At 62.6% G+C, this 23,354-nt stretch carries 20 protein-coding genes, 1 tRNA gene and 1 pseudogene; 5 read left to right on the top strand and 17 right to left on the bottom strand.

The window, feature by feature from the left end; translation table 11 throughout:
• Positions 1–142 precede the first annotated feature (142 nt).
• A protein-coding gene (locus MPC4_RS07405; protein WP_425312431.1) for an IS5 family transposase occupies positions 143–912 on the bottom strand; the annotation gives its coding sequence in 2 pieces (ribosomal slippage) (positions 143–595 and positions 598–912; 768 coding nt in all).
• 164 nt (positions 913–1,076) lie between these two features.
• Between MPC4_RS07405 and MPC4_RS07400 the strand changes: the two genes are divergently transcribed.
• The gene (locus MPC4_RS07400) at positions 1,077–1,259 is read left to right on the top strand and encodes a hypothetical protein (RefSeq protein ID WP_174511954.1); all 183 of its coding nucleotides are present in this window, start codon (positions 1,077–1,079) and stop codon (positions 1,257–1,259) included.
• Between the two features lie 27 nt (positions 1,260–1,286).
• On the opposite strand, the gene MPC4_RS07395 is transcribed toward MPC4_RS07400, so the two are convergent.
• From MPC4_RS07395 to fabB, 5 genes are all read right to left on the bottom strand, one after another.
• On the bottom strand, positions 1,287–1,661 hold the full coding sequence (locus MPC4_RS07395) for a hypothetical protein (RefSeq protein ID WP_174511953.1): 375 nt from the start codon (positions 1,659–1,661) through the stop codon (positions 1,287–1,289).
• 129 nt (positions 1,662–1,790) lie between these two features.
• Entirely contained in the window at positions 1,791–2,081 is a 291-nt protein-coding gene (locus MPC4_RS07390; RefSeq protein ID WP_174511952.1) for a hypothetical protein, read from the bottom strand.
• A 164-nt stretch (positions 2,082–2,245) separates the two neighbouring features.
• A tRNA-Ser gene (locus MPC4_RS07385) sits at positions 2,246–2,335 on the bottom strand.
• Positions 2,336–2,521: 186 nt separating this feature from the next.
• Positions 2,522–3,325, bottom strand: a complete 804-nt coding sequence (gene fabI / locus MPC4_RS07380; protein ID WP_174511951.1) for an enoyl-ACP reductase FabI — start codon at positions 3,323–3,325, stop codon at positions 2,522–2,524.
• Between the two features lie 28 nt (positions 3,326–3,353).
• The gene (fabB, locus tag MPC4_RS07375) at positions 3,354–4,577 is read right to left on the bottom strand and encodes a beta-ketoacyl-ACP synthase I (RefSeq protein ID WP_174511950.1); all 1,224 of its coding nucleotides are present in this window, start codon (positions 4,575–4,577) and stop codon (positions 3,354–3,356) included.
• 607 nt (positions 4,578–5,184) lie between these two features.
• Between fabB and MPC4_RS07370 the strand changes: the two genes are divergently transcribed.
• On the top strand, positions 5,185–7,224 hold the full coding sequence (locus tag MPC4_RS07370; protein WP_174511949.1) for an acyltransferase family protein: 2,040 nt from the start codon (positions 5,185–5,187) through the stop codon (positions 7,222–7,224).
• A 42-nt stretch (positions 7,225–7,266) separates the two neighbouring features.
• On the opposite strand, the gene fabA is transcribed toward MPC4_RS07370, so the two are convergent.
• Positions 7,267–7,788, bottom strand: coding sequence for a bifunctional 3-hydroxydecanoyl-ACP dehydratase/trans-2-decenoyl-ACP isomerase (fabA, locus tag MPC4_RS07365; protein WP_134491630.1), 522 nt, complete (start codon positions 7,786–7,788; stop codon positions 7,267–7,269).
• Between the two features lie 240 nt (positions 7,789–8,028).
• Between fabA and MPC4_RS07360 the strand changes: the two genes are divergently transcribed.
• Positions 8,029–9,000, top strand: a complete 972-nt coding sequence (locus MPC4_RS07360) for a Tim44 domain-containing protein (RefSeq protein WP_174511948.1) — start codon at positions 8,029–8,031, stop codon at positions 8,998–9,000.
• A gap of 55 nt (positions 9,001–9,055) precedes the next feature.
• Entirely contained in the window at positions 9,056–9,670 is a 615-nt protein-coding gene (locus MPC4_RS07355; protein WP_174511947.1) for an HAD family hydrolase, read from the top strand.
• 124 nt (positions 9,671–9,794) lie between these two features.
• Here the strand turns inward: MPC4_RS07355 and MPC4_RS07350 are convergent, their stop codons facing one another.
• From MPC4_RS07350 to MPC4_RS21175, 6 genes and pseudogenes are all read right to left on the bottom strand, one after another.
• Entirely contained in the window at positions 9,795–10,154 is a 360-nt protein-coding gene (locus tag MPC4_RS07350) for a HesB/IscA family protein (protein ID WP_174511946.1), read from the bottom strand.
• Between the two features lie 127 nt (positions 10,155–10,281).
• Positions 10,282–13,800, bottom strand: coding sequence for a transcription-repair coupling factor (gene mfd / locus MPC4_RS07345; protein ID WP_174511945.1), 3,519 nt, complete (start codon positions 13,798–13,800; stop codon positions 10,282–10,284).
• Positions 13,801–13,858: 58 nt separating this feature from the next.
• Positions 13,859–14,155 carry an FAD assembly factor SdhE gene (locus MPC4_RS07340; protein ID WP_174511944.1) on the bottom strand — a complete coding sequence of 99 codons (297 nt, stop codon included), beginning with the start codon at positions 14,153–14,155 and terminating at the stop codon, positions 13,859–13,861.
• 186 nt (positions 14,156–14,341) lie between these two features.
• Positions 14,342–14,773 (bottom strand): hypothetical protein, encoded by a 432-nt coding sequence (locus tag MPC4_RS07335; protein ID WP_174511943.1) that lies wholly within the window; start codon positions 14,771–14,773, stop codon positions 14,342–14,344.
• A gap of 221 nt (positions 14,774–14,994) precedes the next feature.
• The gene (locus MPC4_RS07330) at positions 14,995–15,774 is read right to left on the bottom strand and encodes an outer membrane protein (RefSeq protein WP_174511942.1); all 780 of its coding nucleotides are present in this window, start codon (positions 15,772–15,774) and stop codon (positions 14,995–14,997) included.
• Positions 15,775–16,001: 227 nt separating this feature from the next.
• Positions 16,002–16,551: pseudogene (locus MPC4_RS21175) on the bottom strand (transposase); the annotation flags it as partial.
• A gap of 47 nt (positions 16,552–16,598) precedes the next feature.
• On the opposite strand from MPC4_RS21175, the gene recG reads away from it, so the two are divergent.
• Entirely contained in the window at positions 16,599–18,677 is a 2,079-nt protein-coding gene (recG, locus tag MPC4_RS07315) for an ATP-dependent DNA helicase RecG (protein ID WP_174511940.1), read from the top strand.
• Here recG and MPC4_RS07310 read toward each other — a convergent pair whose 3' ends face one another.
• The 4 genes from MPC4_RS07310 to MPC4_RS07295 are packed head-to-tail and all read right to left on the bottom strand — an operon-like array spanning position 18,678 to position 22,779.
• Positions 18,678–19,892: an MFS transporter gene (locus MPC4_RS07310; protein WP_134491614.1), complete on the bottom strand. Its 1,215-nt coding sequence runs from the start codon at positions 19,890–19,892 to the stop codon at positions 18,678–18,680. It lies immediately after the preceding gene.
• The gene (locus MPC4_RS07305; protein ID WP_174511939.1) at positions 19,892–20,617 is read right to left on the bottom strand and encodes a class I SAM-dependent methyltransferase; all 726 of its coding nucleotides are present in this window, start codon (positions 20,615–20,617) and stop codon (positions 19,892–19,894) included. Before MPC4_RS07305 ends, MPC4_RS07310 begins: the two co-directional genes overlap by 1 nt.
• Positions 20,618–20,654: 37 nt before the next feature.
• Positions 20,655–21,113, bottom strand: a complete 459-nt coding sequence (locus MPC4_RS07300) for a DNA polymerase III subunit chi (protein WP_174511938.1) — start codon at positions 21,111–21,113, stop codon at positions 20,655–20,657.
• 28 nt (positions 21,114–21,141) lie between these two features.
• A complete protein-coding gene (locus MPC4_RS07295; protein WP_174511937.1) occupies positions 21,142–22,779 on the bottom strand; it encodes a leucyl aminopeptidase in 1,638 nt (545 codons plus the stop codon).
• Positions 22,780–23,354 lie beyond the last annotated feature (575 nt).

Raw genomic sequence — 23,354 nt, 5'->3', positions numbered from 1 at the left:
TCGGGGGACCGCCGCCACAACCGAGCCTGCCGGCCATCAGACAAGCCATTCTCGACCTCTTCGCACGGCCTCCACCCAGACGATGCCCCCACTGTGAGAAACTCATCGCCGACGCCGTCGAACCAAAAGTGCCAAAGTAGTGCTAGGTCATCGACTCATTATGGCGCAACCAGATGCGTATTGAGGCGAGCTTGACTCCGGCGAGGAAATTGTCGGCTCGTTTGTCGTAGCGCGTGGCGACGCCGCGGTAGTGCTTGATCTTGTTGAAGAAACGCTCGACGAGGTTCCTGTAGCGATAAAGGTAAGAGCTGAACGCCGGAACGTTCTTGCGGTTTGGCATGGGCTTGATGTTGGCCCATGCGCCGCGAGCGTCGAGGCTCTGGCGCAGCGCGTCGCTGTCATAGGCGCGGTCGGCCAGAAGAATTTGCCCGTCGGCCAAAGCCTCCAGCATGTCGGCTGCGCTGCGCCCGTCATGCGCCTGACCTTCGGTCAGCTTCAGGTCGATTGGCAGACCTTCCGCGTCGACAAGCGCGTGAATTTTCGTTGTCAGGCCGCCCCGCGAGCGACCCATGCAATGGGATCCGTCGACTTTTTTTGGGTATTGGCGGCGTGCTGATGGACGCGGATCGAGGATGAGTCGATCATTTGGATATCGCCGTCATAAGCCTTTGACACGCCTTTGAGAATGCGGTTCCAGACACCAGCCTTGCGCCACCGGTTGAAGCGGTTGACGCAGGTTGTGTGCGGACCGTAGCGCCGCGGAATGTCCGCCCAGGGCGCGCCAGTCCGCAAGCGCCAGAAGATACCGTTCAAGACGCGACGATCATCGACGCGCGGAACACCCCGCGGCTTGTTCGGCAACAACGGCTCAATCACCGACCATTCGAAATCCGTCAAATCAAACCGCGCCATCTCAGCCTCCATGATCCGAAGGTTGAATCACGCCACAGCCGATTCGGGAATCCCGATAATGGGTCTATGACCTAGAGCATTTTCCCATCTGAATGAATCGTTGGGATTCCCGAATCGGCTGCTTTCTGATTCAAGCTGCGTGCTGGCGAAGGAGGCTGGCATGCATGGCCAAAGCTTTGTTGCTCGATCTTCGGCCGATCCTCGACCGCCTTGAGATGTGGCTGATATCATTCGGATCGGCCATTCAGGCGCAGGCCTCCGCGGCGGTTCGAAGCGACGCGAGCCTCATGTCGTTGAAGTCGTGTCCGGACGTCGCCATGAACAGTCGAATGACGAGCCACGGGTAGGCGCGTGAAAAGCCCTTGGCCCCCCGCTCATAGGCCATGCGCGTGAAGAAGGGCGCTGTCGCCGTCGCCCAGCAAACACAGATCCTCGATACTGCGCGCGATCGGGATCAACGGAAAAGCAGGATCATCTTTCGGCTCGTTATTCGGGACGAACAGCCGCCGCTCGACGGCGTTGTGATCGGCCTTTTTTAAGGTCGGATGGGGTACGCGTCCGGCCGTCGGCCCGCATAGATTGCCGAGGTCGACCGCCGCCCGAAACTCTGCGCCATCGAGCAAGAAATCATCGGCATCACGCATGGCGAGAAAAACCGACAACACCGTCTCGATTCTCTCGCCGAGGAAGAGACGGCGCAGGGGTTTGCAATCGCCAGGAAAGTCCGAGCCGTCGCCGCCCTTGACCAAAAGGATCGCGCCGCCCTTGATCGAGCCTCACGCTTTTTTTGCCGGCAGGATCTCGCCAGTCTCAGGACGTGCGATCAGCACTTTGCCCTTGGGCCGGCCGAGATCGATCCATGTCCGCAGACCCGGCCGTCAGGGCCTTCGATGGCCGCGATCAGCGCCGGGCCGGAATGAATGATCTGGCCGCTTTGGTTCTTCGGGCGGATCCCATAGCGGCGCGTTGGCGTGCAACCGCAGCCCCGCGCCGGGCGGCAGATAGGCTTCGCCAGGCGTGCCGGCGATCGGCGCGGCCTTGGTCCAAAGCTTACGCGCCGCCCCACGCTCGCGAAAACGCTGCGCGGAATCGGTCTCGTCCTGTTCGCGCCGCTGGCGATCGGCATCGCGGCCGGGCTTCGTCAGAGTCGCGATCGCGCGCGCGGACAATCTGTTGATTCTACTAACCACCGATTTTCGTCCGCTTCCCTTTCTGTCCTAGTCGCTGACAAGGATTGAGACAAATAATGAGGGACATGAGAAAACGGATTATCCGTCAACACGTTGATTTTTTAGGGCGCTTCGGACAATTAGGGACGGCTGAAAATGGGGGCTGGCGGAGAGGGAGGGATTTGAACCCCCGATAGGCTTGCACCTATGCCGCATTTCGAGTGCGGTGCATTCGACCACTCTGCCACCTCTCCGTGGACCGCAACGGGTTGCGCAGCCCGGTTTTGCCGAACGCGACGCAATTGATCCGGAAGCGCTTTTCGTTGCTCGAACGCAAAACGCTTCAGGCTCGGCTGCGGATGGTCGACCGGGCAAATAGCATGGCGCTTCCGGCCTTACAAGCGCTTCCATTCGTTCGCGCGGTCGGCGGTTACGCGGCCTTAATCCGGCGGCGGCGCGCCATTGCCTTTCACATCGTCCGGATGCGGCATCGAAATAATGTTGTAGCCCGCATCGACATAGTGAACCTCGCCCGTGACGCCGCTCGAAAGCTCCGACAGGAGATAGAGCGCGGAGCCGCCGACGTCCATTATGGTGACGGTGCGGCGCAGCGGCGCATGGGATTTCTGGAAGTTGAACATGAATCGCGCGTCGGTGATGCCGGCGCCGGCCAGCGTGCGCACCGGACCAGCCGAAATGGCGTTGACGCGAATCCCTTGCGGCCCGAAATCGGCGGCGAGGTAGCGCACGCTCGCCTCGAGCGCGGCTTTCGCGACGCCCATGACATTGTAATTCGGCATGACGCGCATGGAACCGCCGAACGTCAGGGTCACCATCGACCCGCCGGCCTTCATGAGCTTCGCCGCGCGGGCGGCGACCTCGGTGAAGGAAAAGGCCGAAATGAGCATGGTGCGCTGGAAATTGCTCCGCGTCGTGTCCGCGTAGCGTCCCTTCAGCTCGGATTTATCCGAAAAGGCGATGCAATGCGCGACAAAATCGAGGCCGCCCCAAACCTCGGCGATCGCCGCGAACGCCGCGTCGACGGAGGCGAGGTCTTCGACGTCGCATGGCAGGACAAGGCTCGAGCCAAGTTTTGCGGCGATCGGCTTGACCCGCTTGCCGAGCGCCTCGCCCTGATAGGTGAAAGCGAGTTCCGCCCCCTGCTCGGCGAGCGAGCGCGCGATCCCATAGGCGATCGAGTGATCATTGGCGACGCCCATGATGAGACCGCGCTTGCCGGCCATCAGGGAGCCTTTAGAGGCGAAACCGAGTTCAGGCGTCGACATGCTTGAAGACAAGGCTGGCGTTGGTGCCGCCAAAGCCGAAGGAATTCGACAATATGGCGCGCAAATTCACATTATCGCGGCGCTCGCGCACGATATTCATGTCGGCGAAAGCGGGATCGATCTCCTCGATATTGGCGCTCTCGCAGATGAAGCCGCTCTGCATCATCAGCAGAGAATAAATCGCTTCCTGCACCCCGGTTGCGCCGAGAGAATGGCCCGTCAGCGATTTCGTCGCCGAAATCGGCGGCGAAGCCTCGCCGGATCCGAACACGGCGCGGATCGCCTCGATTTCGCGCAAATCGCCGATGCCGGTCGAAGTGGCGTGCGGATTGATGTAGTCGATCGGCGTCTTGACGTTCTCGAGCGCCATATTCATGCAGCGCACCGCGCCTTCGCCTGAGGGCGCAACCATATCATAGCCGTCGGACGTCACCCCGTAGCCAACGATCTCGGCGTAGATTTTCGCGCCCCTCGCCTTGGCGCGCTCATATTCTTCCAGCACGACGACGCCTGCGCCGCCCGCGATGACGAAGCCGTCCCGGTTCTTGTCATAAGCTCTCGAGGCGACGGCCGGGCGATCATTATAGGAGGAGGACATGGCGCCCATCGCGTCGAAGAATACCGACAGGGTCCAGTCGAGCTCCTCGCTGCCGCCGGCGAACATGACGTCCTGCTTGCCATATTGGATCATCTCATAGGCGTTGCCGATGCAATGATTGGACGTCGCGCAGGCCGAAGAGATCGAATAGTTGACGCCCTTGATCTTGAACCAGGTGGCGAGCGTCGCCGAAGCGGTCGAGGACATCGCTTTAGGCACCGCGAAGGGACCGACTTTCTTCGGGCCCTTGGAGCGCGCGATGTCGGCGCCGTCGACGATGGTTTTCAGCGAGGCGCCGCCCGAGCCCATGATAATGCCGGTGCGCACATGCGAGATCTCTTCCTCGCCCAGGCCCGCGTCGAGGATCGCCTGCTCCATCGCGACATGGTTCCAGGCGCCTCCTTTTGCGAGGAAGCGCAGCGCGCGGCGATCAATCATCGGGTCCGGATCGAGCGTCGGCATGCCATGAATCTGGCTGCGGAAACCCATCTCCGCATATTTATCCGCCCGGACGATCCCGGACTTTGCTTCCCGAAGCGATGCAAGCACTTCCTGGGAATTATTGCCGATCGATGAGACGATCCCCATTCCCGTGACGACGACACGTCTCATACGATTACTCCTGCTCAACTCGAGCTTATCTATTTCTTCGCGAAGCCGATCGTTTCGCGAAAACAAAACCTGTTCAATCGACGCCGCAAAGCCCGCGCCGATTGAGCGCCCGTTCAGGCGCCCCGACAGGCTGAACATTCAGCCAAGCCGGCGCGGCGCCCTCTCATCCCATCCCAGCGGCTTCGCGCGCCATTTCAACCTGAGGCGGGCGATCGTCGCGCGCCTTCTAACATAGGGATTGCAAAGCCGGAAGTCGCCAGCGCGGCAAAGGCTTTTCGCAAATGCCCGGCCCTTTTCCGCGCGCCGGCCCGGACCGGCCCCGGCGGCGCTTTTTTCCACACGGATCCGGCATTCGCGGCGCTCTGGCTATTGCCCCAGCGCGCGTCTCATCGTTAAGCTCGCGTTAACGCCCGCGTGCTGGTTTATTCATTCGGCGAGGGGCGTGGGCGCCCGACGAAAGTCACAATCTTTGAAGAATAAATGTGTGCGGGCAGCTTTCGATGAATTGACCAGCCTTCCCGGTCGGATTTGAGAAGACAGGTGCGAGGATCGATCCTCAGATCGGTATTTTATTCGGCGATTTAAGACAATTGGCGCGCAGGGGCGAATGACGAAATTCAGATACGACATAAATGCGCTACGCGCTTTGGCGGTCACCTCGGTCGTTTTATATCACTATAACGTCAATTTTGTTCCGGGCGGCTTTGTAGGCGTCGATATTTTCTTCGTCATATCCGGCTATCTGATGACTGACATTATCGTCAGCCGGATGCAGAACGATAATTTCAACGTTCTAAAATTCTACTATGATCGCGCAAAACGGATCGTTCCAGGACTGGCCGGCCTTTGCTTCGGGCTTCTTGTAGTCGGCTATTTTATGATCGATCCAGTCCGCTACAATACTTTGAGTTACACAAGCGTTTCCGCCCTTTTATTTTATTCAAACATCCTTTTCTATCAATCTCAAGGCTATTTCAGTCCATCGGTCAATACACAGTGGCTTTTGCACACCTGGAGTCTATCCGCCGAGTGGCAGTTTTATTTGGTATATCCCCTCGTACTCATGGCGCTCAACAGGTTTTCGGCGACGAGACGCCACCTGGCGCTGGTCCTCATAACGGTAGCGTTGCTATCTTTGGCGCTCTGCATCTCGCTGTCGAGCACAGATGAGCCGGCGGCATTTTATTTGCTCCCACAGAGAGCGTGGGAAATGGCGGCGGGCGGCGTCGTCGCATTGAAATTCAAGACATGGGCGCCGAAATACGCGAGCCTATTGCTGGGCGCCGGCTTCCTGCTCATCGCCTTCTCCCTCATCTATTTCGATAAAAATACGATCTGGCCTTCTTACCGCGCCTTGATCCCGGTGATCGGCGCCTGTCTGGTCATCGCCGCGAATCGGGCCGCCGCCGCGCCTTTCAGGCTCCCCGTCGTGCAAACGCTGGGACGATGGTCCTATTCCATCTATCTTTGGCACTGGCCGATCGCAGTCGCTTTTGTCTATTTCAACTTCAAAAAGACGAACGCCGCGCTTGTCATCACTGAGCTCGCGATCCTGGCGGCGATTATTTCCGGCGGCGCCCTGCTTTTGTCAGCCGTGCGGAAACTTGGCGACGCGTCCGGCTGGCGGACAGCCTCTCCCCGGCCTGCGCGGGCCGTGGCGGCGCTCGCTTTCGGCTTTTCGATCGCCCTTGGCCTGGCGCTGACGGTCGACGTCTATCGCGGCTTTCCAAACCGCACCCCGGAAATCGCCAAGCAGGTTGCAGCCTATCGGGTGGCGTCTACGGACTGGGATTTCCCGCGTGACTGCGACGGCTCGAACGCGGCCGGCGGCGTAAGACCTTGCCGGCTCGGTAAATCAACGGGGCCAGAGACGCTGATCCTCGGCGATTCCTTCGCCATGCAGATCTACCACAGGCTGGAGGCCGAAAAAGCCAATCTTCATGGCTCGTTTGTCTTTCTGACATCCTCTGGATGTCCGCCCGTGACAGGCATCCGATTCGTCTCGGACCCGCTTCACTGCGACGGCTTTTTCGAAAAAGCCCTTGAATACGCCGCCACGCAAAACCCCAGCCGCATCGTGCTCGCGTCGAACTGGTTCGCCTATTTCCATCCCGACAATGAGAAGCTTTGCTTTATCGAAGGCGACACCTGCGTCACGCGAATACGCGATCTGCCGTGGTTTACGCCGCATGTGGAAGCCGTTTTCGCGGCGCTTGGCGAGCGCCTGCGGGCGTTCCGCGATCGCGGAGCCGAGGTCGTCCTTGTTTCGGCAACGCCCTATGGCGAGTGGGACGTCCCGTCAGAACTCCTGAAACGGCAATTCCTTGGGATGGACCTGCAAGCAATCTCTTATTTTGACCGCGACCAGTTCGACAAAACGGCGTCTCTCGTGAACCGCAATCTGGCCACGATCGCGGCGTCGATCGGCGCGACCCTGATCGATCCGGCCAAATTCCTCTGTGAAGAACATCGCTGCCCGGCGATCGACCCAGATGGCGTCTCCTACTACCGGGACAACGGGCATTTTCGCGCCGCGGCGGTCCGAACGGACCGCTTCCACTTCTTCGACGAGGCGGTCGGCGTCAACAAACAGTACACCAGCGTGCTGCCGGCGCCGTATGAGAAACAGGCGCCGGACGGCGATTGATCGTTCCGCCGGGAGTTCCGGGAGCCGCGAAGATCCTGCCGATCAGGTCGCCGCCCGGAACAATCCGACTTTCAGATCCTTCGCCTCATAAATGCGCGTTCCATCGGCTTCCAGCCAGCCGTCAGCGATGCCAAGGACAAGCTTTGTCTTAAACACGCGCTTCAGATCGACGCCATAAATGATCCGTTTGACGGTCGGCAGCACCTGATCAGCAAATTTCACCTCGCCGACGCCAAGCGCGCGGCCACGCCCCGGCAGATCGAGCCAGCCAAGATAAAAGCCGAGCAACTGCCATAAAGCGTCAAGGCCAAGACAGCCCGGCATGACCGGATCGCCCTTGAAATGGCAGCCGAAAAACCAGAGATCGGGATTGATCGCAAATTCCGCGCGAATCATGCCCTTGCCGTTGGGGCCGCCCGTTTCGGACACCTCCGCGATACGATCGAACATCAGCATGGGTGGCAACGGCAATTGCGGGTTGCCGGGCCCAAACAGCTCTCCGCGGCCACAGGCTATGAGGTCTTCATACTCGAAGCTCTGGCGCCGCTTGCTTTCTTGCGTCACTCTTTGTCTCTCCGTGCTGCGGCCGGGCGGCTGGGCCGTCGGAAATGCGGCCTTCTAACACAGGCGTCGAAGCGCCGGAAGCGCCGCCGGGCGAATTTGCGCTCCGAGGCGCGATTCCCTTGGCGCGGCAGGCATATTCTGAGGCGCGCGCGGGGCCGCGCCCTTCCTTTAGCGCAGTCCCGATCTTATATAGCTGGCGTTGGGGCTTCTGCGTCCCGCTAACGGCAGGATACGATTTCCATGGCGATTCGCCACAAGACGTTGATTTTGACCTTTGCGCTGATGCTGGCCGCGGGTTTTTCAGCCGACGCTTTCGCGCGCGCCGGCAGCGGCGGGTCCTTCGGCAGCCGCGGCTCGCGCACGTTCGGCGCGCCGTCCTCGACAATGACGGCGCCGAATGGCGCCTCGCCCTTCAGCCGGTCGATGACGTCGCCAAACCAGGGGATATTCCGCCCCGGTTTCGGCGCTTCCGGCGCGCGCGGCGGCTTTTTCTCCGGCGGCTTCGGCCGCGGCCTCCTCGGCGGCCTTCTCGGCGCCGGTCTCATCGGCATGCTGTTCGGCCATGGATTTGGCGGCGGCCTTGGGGGCGGCATGTCCTTCATCGGGCTTTTGCTGCAGCTCGCGCTTTTATTCTTCCTCTTCAAATTCGTCATGAGCTTCCTCCGTAACCGGACCCCCGCCATGCAGGGAAGCTCGTATGATCGTTCCCCCGCGCCGGGCGCGGCGCCTTTCGGGGGAAACGCCCAAGGCGCCGGCGGATACGGCGGGTTCGCCGGCAGCGCCTCGCAAGGCTCCAAGCTCGATGTCGGTCCGGCTGACTTCAGCGCTTTCGAACAGCGGCTTGGCGCCGTTCAGAAAGCCTATAGCGATGAAGATATGACCGCTTTGCGGTCGATGACGACGCCGGAAATGGCCTCTTACTTTGCTGAGGAGCTCGCGGAGAGCGCCAGGAAGGGCCTCGTCAACAAGCTCTCCAACGTCGCTTTCCTGCAAGGGGATCTGTCGGAAGCCTGGCGCGAGGCCGGCGGCGACTATGCGAGCGTCGCCATGCGCTATTCGCTGAACGACGCCATGCTCGACCGGACGACAGGGCGGGTTGTCTCGGGCGACCTCGCAACGCCGCAGGAAGCGACCGAAATCTGGACGTTCACGCGCTTTCCGGGCGGCTCGGCAAATGATTGGAAATTATCCGGGATTCAGCAGGCCACGTAGCAATCGGCTTGGCGGCGGTCTTTAAGCCGTCGCCATTTTTCGTTAGGCTGAGCGCATGAACCCTTCAGCGCCAACCATCATCTTCGATCTCGGCGGCGTCCTCATCCGCCACGACAACGACATCCTCTATGATCGGCTCGCCGCCTGTTGCGCCGACCCGGGCGGCGCCCGCGCCGTCATGGAAAACATTCTTGGCGATGAGGAGATCGGGACCGGCCAGCTCGGCGTCGACGCCCTGCACGCCCGTCTCGTGTCCGAGCAGGGCTTCGGGCAAAGCTTTGCCCATTTCCTTGACCTCTGGAGCAGCCATTTCAGCGCGGAGCCCGGGATGGAGCCGCTCCTCCTCGCCCTTGCCCAACGCTATCGCGTCGTTGTGTTCTCGAACACCAATTCGGCCCATATCGAACATATCCGGGCGAACTACCGCGTGCTCGAACATGCCCACGCCGCCTATATGTCCTACGAACTGGGGCTGGTGAAGCCTTATGCCGACGCCTTCAAGAAGGTATTGGAGCTCGAGGGACGGCGCCCCGAAGAATGCATTTTCATCGACGATCGCCCGGAGAATACAGCGGCCGCCGCGGCCCTCGGCATTAAAACGGTGACCTTCACGGACCGCGAGGCTCTGAAAGCCGCAATCGCCGAATATGGCGTCGCGGTGGACGCCTAGCGCATAGTCCGATCAGATCGGTTCGGTCTGATCGACAAGAATATGCTCAAGCTTTTGAATCTGGAGCGATTTCTGATCGATCGAATGACTCCATTCGATCGGAAAGCGCTTGCGCAGAATGCGTTCAGTCGGCCGCTGGCGTAATCGAAACCGATTCGCCGCAACCGCAGGCCGCAGTCTGATTCGGGTTCTGGAAAGTGAACGCCGAGGTGAATTTACTGGTCTCGAAATCGAGTTTCGTGCCAAGGAGAAACATCAGATCCTTCGGCGCGATCAAAATATTGACGCCCTGATCCTCGATCACTTCATCGCCCGGCAGAACCTCGTCGGCGAGGTCCAAAACATAGCTCATGCCGGCGCAGCCGCCATTTTTGATGCCGACTTTGATGCCGGCGACCGGTTTGCCGGCGGCTTCAATCAGCTCACGCGCGCGAGCGGCGGCGGCTTCGGTCAGGGAAACGGCGGCAAATTTCGGCTTGAGCATCAATCCCTCCAGGGCGCTGGCTGGCGCTTGGGCTTAATCCCCTATATAGCGCGCCTCGGCGCGAATGTTTAGGGGAATCACATCGATCGACGCCGGGACGCGCAAATGACGCCCCGCTGCGACCAGCTCAAGCCGCCTTCTTCACTGCGATGGCGGCAAGCGCGCGCATGATTTGCCGCGTTCCTTCGAGCCGGTCCTTCACCTCGTCGAAATCGCGCGCGAAAACGATCTTCATATCCGGCCGCACTTTGGCGTCGCGGCCCTGCTCGGCGACATAGCGAACGAGCCCTTGCGGATTGGCGAAGGAATTGTCGCGGAACGAGATGATGACGCCCTTTGGCCCGGCGTCGACCTTCTCGACATGGGCCTTGCGGCACAAAACCTTGATCGAGACCAGCTTCATCAATTGCTCGACTTCCGGCGGCAGAGGCCCGAAGCGATCAATCATCTCCGCGGCGAAGCTCTCGATTTCCTCGTCGGTCTCAAGACCCGCAAGACGCCTGTAGAGGCCGAGCCGCAAGGGGAGATCGGCGATGTAATCCTCGGGGATCGTCACCGGCGTTCCAAGCGTGATCGTCGGCGACCAAGCCTCGTCCACAGGCTCCGCTATGCCGGCCTTCAAGGCTTCCACCGCCTCCTGCAGCATTTGCTGATACAGTTCATAGCCAACTTCCTTGATATGGCCGGACTGGTCGTCGCCGAGCAGATTGCCGGCGCCCCGGATGTCGAGATCATGGCTCGCAAGCTGGAAGCCGGCCCCCAGCGTATCGAGCGACTGCAGCACTTTCAGCCGCTTTTCGGCCTGCGGCGTCATGGCGCGATCGGCGGGAACGGTGAACAGCGCATAGGCGCGGATCTTCGAGCGCCCGACCCGCCCGCGCAATTGATAGAGCTGCGCGAGCCCGAACATATCGGCGCGGTGCACAATCAGCGTGTTGGCGGTTGGAATGTCGAGGCCGGATTCGACGATCGCCGTCGAGAGCAGCACGTCATACTGGCCATCGTAGAAGGCCGCCATCTTGTCTTCGAGCTCGGTCGCGGCCATCTGGCCATGCGCGATGACGAATTTAACTTCGGGCACATGCTGGCGCAGGAAGGCCGCGGCCTCCTCTATGTCGTCGATCCTTGGGCAGACGTAGAAGCTCTGGCCGCCGCGATAGCGCTCGCGCAGCAGGGCCTCGCGCACCAGCAGCGTATCGAATGGCGTGATGAAGGTTCTGACCGCCAGCCTGTCGACCGGCGGCGTCGCGATGATCGAAAGTTCGCGCACCCCTGTCAGAGCCAGCTGCAGGGTGCGCGGGATCGGCGTCGCCGAAAGCGTCAGGACATGCACCTCGGCGCGCAGCTCTTTCAGGCGCTCCTTGTGCTTGACGCCGAAATGCTGCTCTTCGTCGATCACGACAAGGCCAAGATCCTTGTACTCGACGCCTTTGCCGAGCGCCGCATGAGTGCCGACGATGATGTCGATGTCGCCCGAGGCGGCGCCGGCTTTCGCGGCCTTGAGCTCGGCCGTGCTGACCATGCGCGACATCTGCGCCACTTTGATCGGCAGATGGGCGAAGCGGTTGGAGAAATTCTTGTAGTGCTGACGCGCCAGAAGCGTCGTCGGCACGATGACGGCGACCTGCTTGCCCTCGATCGCCGCGGCGAATGCGGCGCGCAGCGCGACTTCCGTCTTGCCGAAGCCGACGTCGCCGCAAACGAGCCGGTCCATCGGCCGGCCCGAGGCCATGTCTTCCAGCACGGCCTCGATCGTCGCGAGCTGATCGTCCGTCTCATCATAGGGGAAACCGGCGCAGAATTCGGCGTAAAGTCCCTCGGGCGGGGCGAGCTTGGCCGCCGCCTTGGTCTGGCGCGCGGCGGCGATCTTGATGAGGCCCGCCGCCATTTCGAGGATGCGCTTGCGCATCTTCGCCTTGCGCTTCTGCCAGCCGCCGCCGCCGAGGCGATCAAGCTGGACCTCGGTGTCCTCGGAGCCGTAGCGCGACAGAAGCTCGAGGTTCTCCACCGGCAGAAAAAGCTTCGCCCCTTCCGCGTAATGCAGTTCGAGGCAGTCATGCGGCGCGCCGCCCGCCTCGATCGTCTGCAGGCCGATGAAGCGGCCGATGCCATGATCGACATGGACGACGATATCGCCCGCCGTCAGCGCGCCGACTTCACTAAGGAAGTCCTGCGCCTTGCGGGCTTTCTTGCGGGCGCGCAGCAGGCGGTCGCCGAGAATATCCTGCTCGCCGATGACGACGAGGTCGTCCGCCTCGAACCCCGCCTCGAGGCCGATGACGGCCAGAGCGACGCTTGCGCGCGGCAGCTCGAGCGCCTGCGCCAGCGAGGAAACCGGCGCCGGGTTGGCAAGGCCGTGATCGACGAGGACATGGGAGAGACGCTCGCGCGAGCCGTCGGACCACGCCGCCACGATCACGCGCTTCTGCTGCGCCTGAAGCGCATGGACATGCTCGACCGCCGCGCTGAAAACATTGGCGCTTTCATCGGCCCGTTCCGGCGCGAAGCTCCGCCCCGGCTTCGAGCCGCAGTCGATGACAAGGCCGCGCGCGCCCTCCGGCTGAGCAAAGGGCGTCGTGCGGATCACGCGCGCGCCGCCAAGGCGCTGCTTCCACTCCGCCTCGGAGAGATAGAGCTGGTCGGGCTTCAGCGGCTTATAGTTGGAATGGACGGGGTCAGCGTCATGGGCGCTCTTTCGCGCGTCGTAATAGTCGGCGATCAGCGCGATGCGCTCATGCGCCGCCTCATCGGCGAGCGGATCGAGAATCAGCGGCGCGCGACCGGCGTAATCGAGAATTGTGTCGAGGTGGTCGTAGAACAGCGGCAGCCAATGCTCATAGCCGGGGTGCCGGCGCCCTTCGCTGATCGCTTCATAGAGCGCGTCGCCGCGCGTCTGCGCGCCAAAATTCGCGACATAGGCCTGCCGGAAGCGCCGCATCGTGTCGCTTGTGAGCTGCACCTCGCTCATCGGCACGAGGTCGAGCCCGCGCAAGGGAAACATCGTGCGCTGCGATTCAGGATCAAAAGCGCGGATCGATTCCAGCGTGTCGCCGAAGAAATCGAGGCGCACGGGCTGCGCCATGCCGGGCGCGAAAAGATCGAGAATGCCGCCTCTCACCGCATATTCGCCGGCGTCGCGCACGCTGGAGGCCCGAGCGAAGCCATTGGTCTCCAACCACAGCGTCAGCGCGTCCATATCGACGACATTGCCGGGCGCCGCCGAAAACGTGTCCGCCGCCATCTGCTGAATGGGCGCGACGCGCTGGACCAGCGCCTTGACGGTCGTGCTCAAAATGCGCGGGCGCTCGACGCTCGAACGCGAACGGGCGAGGCGCGACAGAACGATCATGCGCCTCGCGGAGACCGAGGCGTTGGGCGAAACCCGGTCATAGGGCTGGCAGTCCCAGCCCGGAAAATCGAGGATTTCGATGTCGGGCGCTGCGAAAGACAGCGCCTCGGTAAAGGCCGCGGCGCGCTGGCTGTCGCGCGCGACATGCACCAGCACGACGGCGCGATCCTCCGCCTCCCTTGCGAGCGCGCGCGTCAGATCGGCGGCGCAAAAGGCGTCAAAACCATCGGTCAGGGAGGAAAGCGTCAGCGAGCCGCCTTTGGCGAGTTCGGCGAGCGCACGTTTAAGATCAGCCACGTTGCAAAATCAATTCAAGCGTTTTTCCTGGCGCAAGCGTCAGGGAGTAAAAAAGCGATCAGACGTTCGCAGGATCAAAACCGGCATGGAAAGCGACGATTCTGTGGAACAGCGGCGTATCATAGGCCTCGGGCGTTGGCGCTTCGCCGGTCGCCCAGCTGAACACATCGCGGTCGAGAGCCTCGAGCAGCGCCTCGAAATCATCGAGCTCATTCTCACTCAGACGCTCCACCTCGGCGTCGGCGAAACGGCCGAGCAGGAGATCGGTTTCCAGCATGCCGCGATGCCACGAGCGAAATTTGATGCGCCGGCGTCTTGCGTCGACGGTCACGTCAGCCGTTTGCGGGACGGACATGGATGGATCTCCGGTCTTCAAGGCGTTTCCCCGCCGCGCGCGGAACTCCCCGCAGCCATATAGTCTTTGCGCGCACAACTGTCAGCCCTTTCCGGCGGCGGTATAATGCGTGGAGCGCTCGGACGGCACGCCGGCAAGCCCCCGCGTGACGCGCAGGCGGGGCGCCTTGTTTACTGGTTTACTGTTTTACTGGCAAAATTCGAGCAGCGCGGCTTTCCTAGCGTCGCTGGCGATGATGCGCCCCCTCGCGTTCGGCTGCAACGTGATCCCGCCCGGCTCGAAGCCCGCGGCGAGAAGCACCGCCTCCACGGGCGCGAAACTGCTCTTGACCGCCGTCTCCGCGGCTAGATCGGAATGCCGCGAGTTCGAACGGCGGCACATCGGGATTATGCTGACTTGAGTACCGGTTGTCGAAGATAGCGTAGGCTTTTTTTCGTCCCCTGTCATCGTGTGGATAGACGCGAGCGAAAATGGCGCCTGAATTTTGCGATACGTCAGGGCTCCAGCGTCGAAGATCCAAAGTTTGTCGCTGTCGTAGGCGATAAATGCGAAATGGTCGTCGAAACAATATGCGGCCTCGACCTCCATGAAATTATAGGCATCGCGCGGCTCTTTCATCTAGTTTGAGATTGCGGGCAGTTGACCGTCGACATCATCGAACTGGCCAAGGCCTATGGCCGCTACGGCTACCGACGCAGAACGGCGCTGCTGGGTCATGCCGGCTGGGCTGCGAACGCCATAGACAATGCGTCAGTTTGATGGTCTTACGCAAGAGAAAGGCCCGGCGAACCATTCGCCGAGCCTTCTGCTTCTCACCCTGAAAGTTGACGTGTGGTTCTTTAGTATTTGGCAACGACCGGCACCGGAGCGGCGGTGTCGAACTTGTAGCTGACCCCGACCTCCACGCGGTTCAGGTTGGTCGTGCGACTGGCGATAACGCCGAGCGCGGCCAGGCCGGGAGTGGCGAAGGCGTTGTCGGCGGCAAAGCTGGAATGACCGAATTGCGCGTAACGGTATTCGGCGCGAATCGACCAGTTGTTGGTGACGGCGTATTCAAGCCCGCCGCCGACAGTCCAGCCGACGCGGGTCGACGAGGAGCTAACCTGGCCGCCAAAGGGCCCGTAAATGGTGCCTCCGACGCCCGCGAAGGCGACGCCGCCGGTGGCGTAGAGGAGGACGCGATCCCAGGCGTAGCCGACGCGGCCGCGGATCGAACCCATAATGTCCGCTTTGGTGGACACCGTGACCGGCACAGAACCAAATCCTTCGAAGAAGGGGCTGCCCGACCTGGTTTTGCTGAGGCTGGTTCCCTCAACGTCGCCCTCGAGGCCGACCACGAACTGGTTGAACTGCAGATTGTAGCCAATGTGGCCGCCGCCGATGACGCCGCTGTTACTGCTCTGGAAGCTTGCAAAGTCGCCGAAGCTATCGGTGACATTGATGTTGGACGTGCCCCAGGCGTAGCCGATCTGGGCGCCGACATAGATGCCGGTCCAGGTGAAGATCGGGACCGGCGGCACATAGACCGGCGGCGGAGCGCGGGAGGGAAGATCGGCGGCGAAGGCCGATCCGGCGAGCGCGATCGCGCCAGCCGAAGCGAGTAACAGGCGACGTAACATGAGGTGCCACTCCTTTTGGATATCAGAGATAACGCGAATGTGATGGAGGCTACGTGGTTTGCGTGCGGTTGCAATTTCAAATTGCAACCTGACGGCGATTCAAGGTCGCATTTTGGAATGGTGTGGCGGATTTACAGCAGTGAAGAGTTTTCAGACCGGATGTGACGCGATGTCACACTTCGTCATCGGTCTATCACTATTTGCATCGGAATTTTGCCCGTTGCTCATCAAGCGCGCTCAAAAACAATCTTCCCCTCGCCCGCGCGATACTTGCAGCGCATGCAGACTGTGGTGAGGAAGTTTATGGCGTTTCGGTCATAGCGCGTAGCCACGCGCCTGAAATCTTTCAGACGGCAGAACATGCGTTCGATGGCGTTCCGGTTTCGATAGAGAAGCAGTTCTTCCATTTGCGATTGGCCTTGGGCGGGATGTTCGGCATAGCTCCGCGCTCCTCGACTTGCCGGCCGATGGCGTCGCTATCGTAGCCCTTAGGGCCGTGCAGGATTTCGCAGACGGAAAGCTTTTCCAATAAATGCGCGCCCGCCGTGCAGTCGGCGACGTGGCCGCCGGTGAGCATAAAGGCGAGCGGCCGATGGCCTGATTTTTCTCCCCCTTCGCCGCCGCTGGCCAGCGATGCGCCTTCACCGCCGAGGAGTCGATGAGCACTTGCACAGGCGGCCCGCCTGCTTGTGCAAGCGCGTGGAACAACTCACTACCGTCGAACAGGGTCCGCGCGGCGGGCCGTCCGATGCGTCCCGATAGGATCATTGCCTCCCCGGCGGCGGGCGGCGCATAAAGCGGGAAACCCGCTGAGCATCGACCCCATGCGCCCATCGATTCTGAACCCCCTCTTCGCCTCGGCCGCAAGCCTGCCGGGCGTTGGGCCCAAAACCGGCAAGCTGCTCGACCGGCTGCTGGCGGAGGGCGGCAAAGAGGCGCGCGTTCTCGATCTCCTGTTCCATCTGCCGGTCGGCGTCCTCGATCGCCGCAACCGGCCGAAGATCACCGAGGCCCCGCTGAATACGGTGGTGGTGATCGAGGGAACGATCATTGAGCACCGGCCGCCCCGCGCGAAGGGTCCATATCGCGTGCTGATCGAGGATGAGACCGGCGATGTTCTGCTCGTGTTTTTCCTCGCCAATCATCAGTGGATCGAGAAAAGCCTGCCCGTCGGCGCGCGGCGCTGGGTGTCCGGCAAGCTCGAACTCTGGGACGGCCATCGCCAGATGGTTCACCCTGACCGGATTCTCGACGCCGAAGGCCTCGCCAAACTGGCGCCCGTCGAGCCGATCTATCCTTTGACCGAAGGGCTCTCATCGCGGCTTCTCTCAAAGGCCATCGAGGGCGCATTGGCTCGCTTGCCCGCGCTGCCGGAGTGGCGCCCCGCTCCCGCTCTGCCCTCTTTCACCGAGGCCCTGCGCCGCGTGCATCGCCCGCAGACGCCGGAAGAAATCGCGCCCGACGCGCCGGCGCGCAAAGGCCTCGCCTTTGACGAAATGCTCGCCGGCCAGCTCGCGCTGGGGCTGATGCGCGCAAGAGCGCGGCGCGCGCCGGGCCGCGCCAACGCGGGCGACGGGCGCCTCGTTGATAAAATCCTCAATACCCTGCCCTTTACGCCGACGGACGCGCAGAAAGACGCCTTCGCGGAAATCCGCGCCGATCTCGCAAGCGAGGCGCGCATGTTGCGGCTGCTGCAGGGCGACGTCGGCTCTGGCAAAACGGTCGTCGCGCTGCTCGCCATGGCGTCCTGCGTCGAAGCCGGGCGGCAGGCGGCCCTGATGGCGCCGACGGAAATTCTGGCGCGCCAGCATTTTGCCGCGCTCGGCGCCTTCGCCGGCGCCGCCGGACTGAGGCTCGCGCTGCTCACTGGCCGCGACAAGGGCTCCGGGCGGGCCAAAACGCTCGAGGCGCTGGCCTCGGGCGCGATCGACATCATCATCGGCACCCATGCGCTGTTTCAGGAGAGCGTCGCCTTCCACGATCTCGGCCTTGCCGTGGTCGACGAGCAGCATCGTTTCGGCGTGCATCAGCGTCTGGCGCTCGGCGAAAAAGGCGAGCGCGCCGACATTCTGGTGATGACCGCGACGCCGATCCCGCGCAGCCTCGTACTCACCTATTTCGGCGACATGGACGTCTCGCTGATCCGCGAAAAGCCTGTTGGCCGCAAGCCGATCGAGACCCGGGCTCTGCCGGCCGAGCGAATCGGCGAACTCGTCGAGCGGCTGCGCGGGGCGTTGGAGACTGGCGCGCAGGCTTTCTGGGTTTGCCCGCTGGTCGAGGAAAGCGAACTTCTCGACGTCGCCGCCGCCGAGGAGCGTTTCGCGGATCTGCGCCAATTCTTCGGCGACGAGGTCGGCCTTGTCCACGGCAGGATGAAAGGGCGCGACAAGGACGCGGCCATGGCCGCCTTCGCTGGCGGAGAGACGAAAATTCTGGTGGCGACGACGGTGATCGAGGTCGGCGTCGACGTGCCGAAGGCCAGCATCATGGTCATCGAACATGCCGAGCGCTTCGGCCTCGCGCAATTGCATCAGCTGCGCGGCCGGGTCGGACGCGGCGCGGCGAAGTCGTCCTGCATCCTTCTCTATAAAGGCCCGCTCGGCGAGACCGCGAAGGCCCGCATCGAAATTCTGCGCGAGAGCGAGGATGGGTTCCGCATCGCCGAGGAAGATTTGCGCTTGCGCGGCGAAGGCGAGGTGCTCGGCTCGAAACAGTCCGGCCTGCCGGGCTTTCGCCTCGCTGACCCCGCCGCGCATGGGGATCTGCTGGCCGAGGCGCGCCGGCAGGCGCAAGGCATCGTCGCGGAAAATCCCCGGCTCGAAGGAGAGAACGGCGAGGCGCTGCGCCTTTTGCTCAATATTTTCGAGCGCGCCGAAGCGATAAGATTGCTGGGGGCGGGCTGACTACGCCTCGCCCGGGAAAAACCTCAGCGCGAACATCGCGAGGGCCGCGAAAATGGCGAGAGCGGCCAAGAACATCGCCGTCGCGCCATAGCCGAAAGCGCCGATGAGCAGCGCCTGCGGATAGGGCATCAGGAAAATGCCGATGTTGAACGCTGTATTGAGCAGCGCCTGCGGGCCGGCGCGCTCGGCCGGCTCGACCCCTTCGCTCATCCAGGCGGACAGGACCGGATAGACCACGCTATAGCCTATGCCAAAAAGCACGCCCGAGACGACGATCAGCCATGATTGTCCGGCGTAGGCGAGAAGCACGAAGCCCGCGCCCTGCGCCAGAAATCCGCCGGCGACGAGAACGCGCCGGTCGAGAGACTCGAAAATGCCCATCGCAAGAAAGCGGCTGGCGAAAAGGGTTGTCGTCGAGGCGAAGAAAAACGCGCCGATCGGCAGCGCCTTCGCCTGCAACAAGGCGGCGAGATAGGCGGCTGTGAAGCCGAACATCGTTCCGTTGACGAAAACGGCAAAAAAAGCCGGGATGCGGCTGCGCCGCAGGCCGCCCAGAAAATTGAGCGCGCGCGCCTGCCGCGGGCGCGGGATCGGCCGGACGCCGAAGGTGAGCGCAAGCCCGAGACAGGCGGGAATGGCGCCTTCCAGAAACATCGCCGGAGCGCCGAACTTATTCAGGATAAAGGCGCCGAATGGCGGCGCGAAGGCCTGAGCCACGGCGAACATGCTCGAAAACAGCCCGTTCAGATAGACGAACTTGCGCGCATTGAGGCGGCTCTGCCCATAGGTGACGAAGGAGCTGAGCAAGAGCCCCTGCCCGACGCCCTGAACGAGACGGGAGGCGAGCGCCGGCCAGAACGCGCCCGCGGTATAACGCAGGCTGAAAAAGCCGACGACCATGAGGGCCACGGAGACCCGGCAGGTGTTGAGAACGCCAATGCGCGCGGCCACAGCGCCGGACAAAAAGGTGAAAAGAATGACCGGAAATGCGTAGAGCGAGAGCAAAAGCCCGACCGTATGAAGATCGAAACCTTCGCGGGCGAAGACCACGGCGAGCAGCGCGGCGTGCGAATACATGAAAGAGACGAGAAAAGCGGCCAGCGCCAGCTGAAAATATTCGCGCCGCGCCCGCGCGTCGATGAAGCCGGCTCTGATCGCGCGATCTTCAGACTCTGGGGCGATGGGCGCATCGGATGCGCCGCGCAAGGCGCCCATCAAGCCGCGTCGGAGCGGCGCAGCAGGGCGCGCCAATGGCGGATTGGAACCTCCGCCGTCGCGGCGATGTCCTCGATGACGATCCTGCGCAAGCCGTGGCGTTCGGCTTCTGCGAAAATTGACGGCGGCAGCGGCCAGGGCGGCCCCGAGGCTGGCGCGTCCTCGTCACGCGCCCGCGCGATCACCAGAAGTTTTCCATCTGGCGCAAGAAGCGAGGCGAGAGCGGCGAGCGCCTTCGGCAGGAGTTCTGGCGCCAGGGCCTGCAAAGTGTAGCATTCATGGACAAGATCGAATTTCTCGCGCCACTCGGGAGGGACTTTGAAGAGATCCTCCGCGCTGTAGGCGACTTTGCTATCTGGAAAACGCCGTTTTGCCCATTGGACGGCTTCCTCGACCAGATCGAAAGCCGTAACGTCAGCGCCGGCGGCGGAAAAACACTCGGCATTGTCGCCAAGGCCGCAGCCGACGTCGAGCGCGCAAAGCCCTTCGAGGCCGCGGATTTGCAAATCGACGAAAGATCGGGTGAGCGGATGGGGCGAAAGATTGGCCCAGGGCACCCGCGCGGCATCATTTTCGGCAAGGGCATAGACAGCCTCGAACCAGCCCCTTCGCAGCGGATCGGAGGCGTCTGGCGCCGCCCCTTTGGCCGGATCGATCGCGTCGAGCTCGATCCGCGCCCTGGCGCGGCGCTCGGCAAAGCCGGGATCGGACGAAAATCCGCTCATGCTGCTTTTCCTTTCAGGGATTGAGGCGCGGCCGCGTTCAGGCCTTCTTTTCCCAGCGCCCGGCCTCGCTCTGCTGCCAATAGGTCAAAGCAAAGCCCCGTTCCTTCAGCTCTTTCCATTGCAGCCGGGCGGCGGCAAGCTCGTCCTCATTGGCTCCGTCGAAGACGACGATCGCGCGTTCATAGGCCGCATCATCGCCGAGCGAGGCGGCAATCTGCGCCCCCTCGACAAAGAAGCGCGCCGCCGCGCCATTCGGATTTTCCGCCCCCGTGCAAAGATAGACCGGCTGCGATTCGACATCGCCGTCGGCGGCGCGGCCATGCGCGATAAAGCTGGCGTCGGAATAAGTCCAGAGCCACTGATCCAGCGCCTCCAGCCGCTCTTCGCTTCGCGCCTGGATGACGACGCGCCAGCCTCTCTCGAGCGATTTCTCGATGAGGCCGGGAAGCGCCTGGTCGAGGCTTTGGCGCTGGAGGTGGTAGAACCAGATCTCCATTACGGCATGGGCTCCGACGCCATCAGGGTCATGCCTTGTCCGCGCTCGCCTCGTAATTGTCGAAGACGAGCCGGTCCAGAAGCCGGACGCCAAAGCCGGAGGCCCAGCCCTGATTGACGTCGCTCGCCGGCGAACTCATGCCGGTGCCGGCGATGTCGAGATGCGCCCAAGGCGCGCCATTGACGAATCTTTGCAGGAACTGCGCGGCGGTGATCGAGCCCGCGTGACGCCCGCCGGTGTTCTTCATATCGGCGAATTTCGAGTCGATCAGCTTGTCATAGGCCGGGGCGAGCGGCAGCCGCCAGAGCTTTTCCCCCGTCGCCTTGCCGGCGGCGAGCAGCTTCTCGCCAAGATCGTCGTCGTTGGTGAAAAGTCCGGCGTGCTCCTGGCCAAGGGCGACCAGCACGGCGCCGGTCAGCGTCGCGAGGTCAACGATGAATTTCGGCTTGAAACGGTCCTGCACATACCACAGCACGTCGGCGAGTACGAGACGGCCTTCGGCGTCCGTATTGATGACCTCGATCGTCTGCCCCGACATGGACGTCACGATATCGCCCGGGCGCTGCGCTTCCGGCCCCGGCATGTTTTCGACGAGGCCGACGACGCCGACGGCGTCGACCTTGGCCTTGCGGGCGGCGAGCGCCTGCATGAGGCCGACGACGCAGGCGGCGCCCGCCATGTCGCCCTTCATATCCTCCATGCCGCCGGCCGGCTTGATCGAAATGCCGCCGGTGTCGAAGGTGACGCCCTTGCCGACGAAGGCGACCGGCTGGGCCTTGCCCTTGTAGGAGCCCTTTCCTCCGCGCCAGCGCATGACGACGACGCGGCTTTGCCGGGCGGACCCCTGGCCAACCCCAAGGAGCGCCCCCATGCGCAGCGCCTTCAAGGCGGGCTCATCGAGAATCTCGACCTCGACGCCGATCTTTTCGAGCTCCCGCGCGCGACTGGCGAACTCCTCCGGATAGAGCACATTGGCGGGCTCGTTGACGAGGGTGCGCGCGGTAAGAACCCCTTCCGCGACGGCGGCGCGACGCCTCGCTTCGCCGCGCGCGGCGGCGGGGTCCGCGACGGCGAGCACGAGTTCGCTCGATCCATTGTCGTCGGAATCGTCCTTTTTCTTGGTCTTGTAGCGGTCGAAACGATAATCGCGCAGCTGAGCGCCTAGCGCGAATTCGGCGGCCGCCGCGGCCGGATCGGCCGGCGCGTCCGGCGGATCGAAGACAATTGTCGCCGCGCCGCCGCGACCCAGCTTGCCAAGGACAAAACCGCCGAGATTGGCGTAATCGACGGGCGCGGGAGCGGCGGGTTTGATCTTGGCCGCCTCCGGCGAATCGGCGTCGTTGCGCTCGCTTGCCTCGGCTTGCGGGCCCGGCGCTCCGATGACGAGCAGGCGATCAGTCGCGATCCCGGCCGGAGCGATGATGTCGAGCGCCGTCGAAGCCTTGCCCTTGAACCTGGCGACGGCGGCGGCTTTGCGAATCAGAGCTTCCCCATCGGCGCCGAGCAGCTTCAGCGTCGCATCGCCGAATTTGAAGTCAGGTCCGCTGAAAACCACCAGCGATTGCGCGCCTTTCGCGGGTTGGGCCGCCGTCTTGGCGTCGGGCTGCGGCCGGGCGCCGGTCAACGAAGCCAGCGCGGCAAATTCGATTTTCACGGACTGCGACATTTGATCCTCAAAAAAGCGTGACCGCCGCGCTCACGGCGTCCTCGACGGGAGCCGAACTCGACGGCGTAAATCATGCGAAAGAACGGGGAAACTGGTTCAGGTCATATCAAACTCGCATTGAAAATGCCTTTTCATACGCATATGTCGGACCGTGAGCGGTTCAGCAAGGGCAGCCCGCGCCGCCTGGCCGTCGCCCTGGCGGCGGGGCCGCGCCGAAAAATTGCCGTGAGCTTCGACTTTAGTCACGCCGGCTCCAAAGCAAAAGGGCAAAAGCCCGCTTTTGCGCCAAGAGGCGCGGTCGTGTCTTTCTCGACGGTTCGCCGGCGGAGGGCGATCTGTGATGCGAAGGTCACGGGATGGGAAATATCGCAGCGCAACAGCTCCAACAGGGGCGAGATGACTGGCGGCGGCGGCTGCATTGTAGCAAATTGGGCGCGGGGCGGTACGGGTTTGAGTTTCAAAATGTCGAGCATCACCGTTGACGCTGCCAACCCCATCGGCCCCGCGCCCGGCGATTGCCGCCGCCAGGGCGCGGCATGCCCTGTTGTTGCGCGCGCGGACGGATTCGCGGCGCG

It is taken from the genome of Methylocella tundrae (genome assembly GCF_901905185.1).
Taxonomy (GTDB): domain Bacteria; phylum Pseudomonadota; class Alphaproteobacteria; order Rhizobiales; family Beijerinckiaceae; genus Methylocapsa; species Methylocapsa tundrae.
This window is presented reverse-complemented; position numbering and strand designations above follow the sequence as displayed.

What these genes read in the sequence shown, in the direction of transcription:
- MPC4_RS07350 (WP_174511946.1), bottom strand. Translation starts at nt 10,154, where the DNA reads ATGCTCAAGCCGAAATTTGCCGCCGTTTCCCTGACCGAAGCCGCCGCC.
- fabB (WP_174511950.1), bottom strand. Translation starts at nt 4,577, where the DNA reads ATGAGACGTGTCGTCGTCACGGGAATGGGGATCGTCTCATCGATCGGC.
- MPC4_RS07295 (WP_174511937.1), bottom strand. Translation starts at nt 22,779, where the DNA reads ATGTCGCAGTCCGTGAAAATCGAATTTGCCGCGCTGGCTTCGTTGACC.
- MPC4_RS07330 (WP_174511942.1), bottom strand. Translation starts at nt 15,774, where the DNA reads ATGTTACGTCGCCTGTTACTCGCTTCGGCTGGCGCGATCGCGCTCGCC.
- fabI (WP_174511951.1), bottom strand. Translation starts at nt 3,325, where the DNA reads ATGGCCGGCAAGCGCGGTCTCATCATGGGCGTCGCCAATGATCACTCG.
- recG (WP_174511940.1), top strand. Translation starts at nt 16,599, where the DNA reads ATGCGCCCATCGATTCTGAACCCCCTCTTCGCCTCGGCCGCAAGCCTG.
- MPC4_RS07310 (WP_134491614.1), bottom strand. Translation starts at nt 19,892, where the DNA reads ATGGGCGCCTTGCGCGGCGCATCCGATGCGCCCATCGCCCCAGAGTCT.
- MPC4_RS07370 (WP_174511949.1), top strand. Translation starts at nt 5,185, where the DNA reads ATGACGAAATTCAGATACGACATAAATGCGCTACGCGCTTTGGCGGTC.
- MPC4_RS07300 (WP_174511938.1), bottom strand. Translation starts at nt 21,113, where the DNA reads ATGGAGATCTGGTTCTACCACCTCCAGCGCCAAAGCCTCGACCAGGCG.
- MPC4_RS07335 (WP_174511943.1), bottom strand. Translation starts at nt 14,773, where the DNA reads ATGAAAGAGCCGCGCGATGCCTATAATTTCATGGAGGTCGAGGCCGCA.
- MPC4_RS07305 (WP_174511939.1), bottom strand. Translation starts at nt 20,617, where the DNA reads ATGAGCGGATTTTCGTCCGATCCCGGCTTTGCCGAGCGCCGCGCCAGG.
- MPC4_RS07340 (WP_174511944.1), bottom strand. Translation starts at nt 14,155, where the DNA reads ATGTCCGTCCCGCAAACGGCTGACGTGACCGTCGACGCAAGACGCCGG.
- MPC4_RS07355 (WP_174511947.1), top strand. Translation starts at nt 9,056, where the DNA reads ATGAACCCTTCAGCGCCAACCATCATCTTCGATCTCGGCGGCGTCCTC.
- MPC4_RS07360 (WP_174511948.1), top strand. Translation starts at nt 8,029, where the DNA reads ATGGCGATTCGCCACAAGACGTTGATTTTGACCTTTGCGCTGATGCTG.
- MPC4_RS07400 (WP_174511954.1), top strand. Translation starts at nt 1,077, where the DNA reads ATGGCCAAAGCTTTGTTGCTCGATCTTCGGCCGATCCTCGACCGCCTT.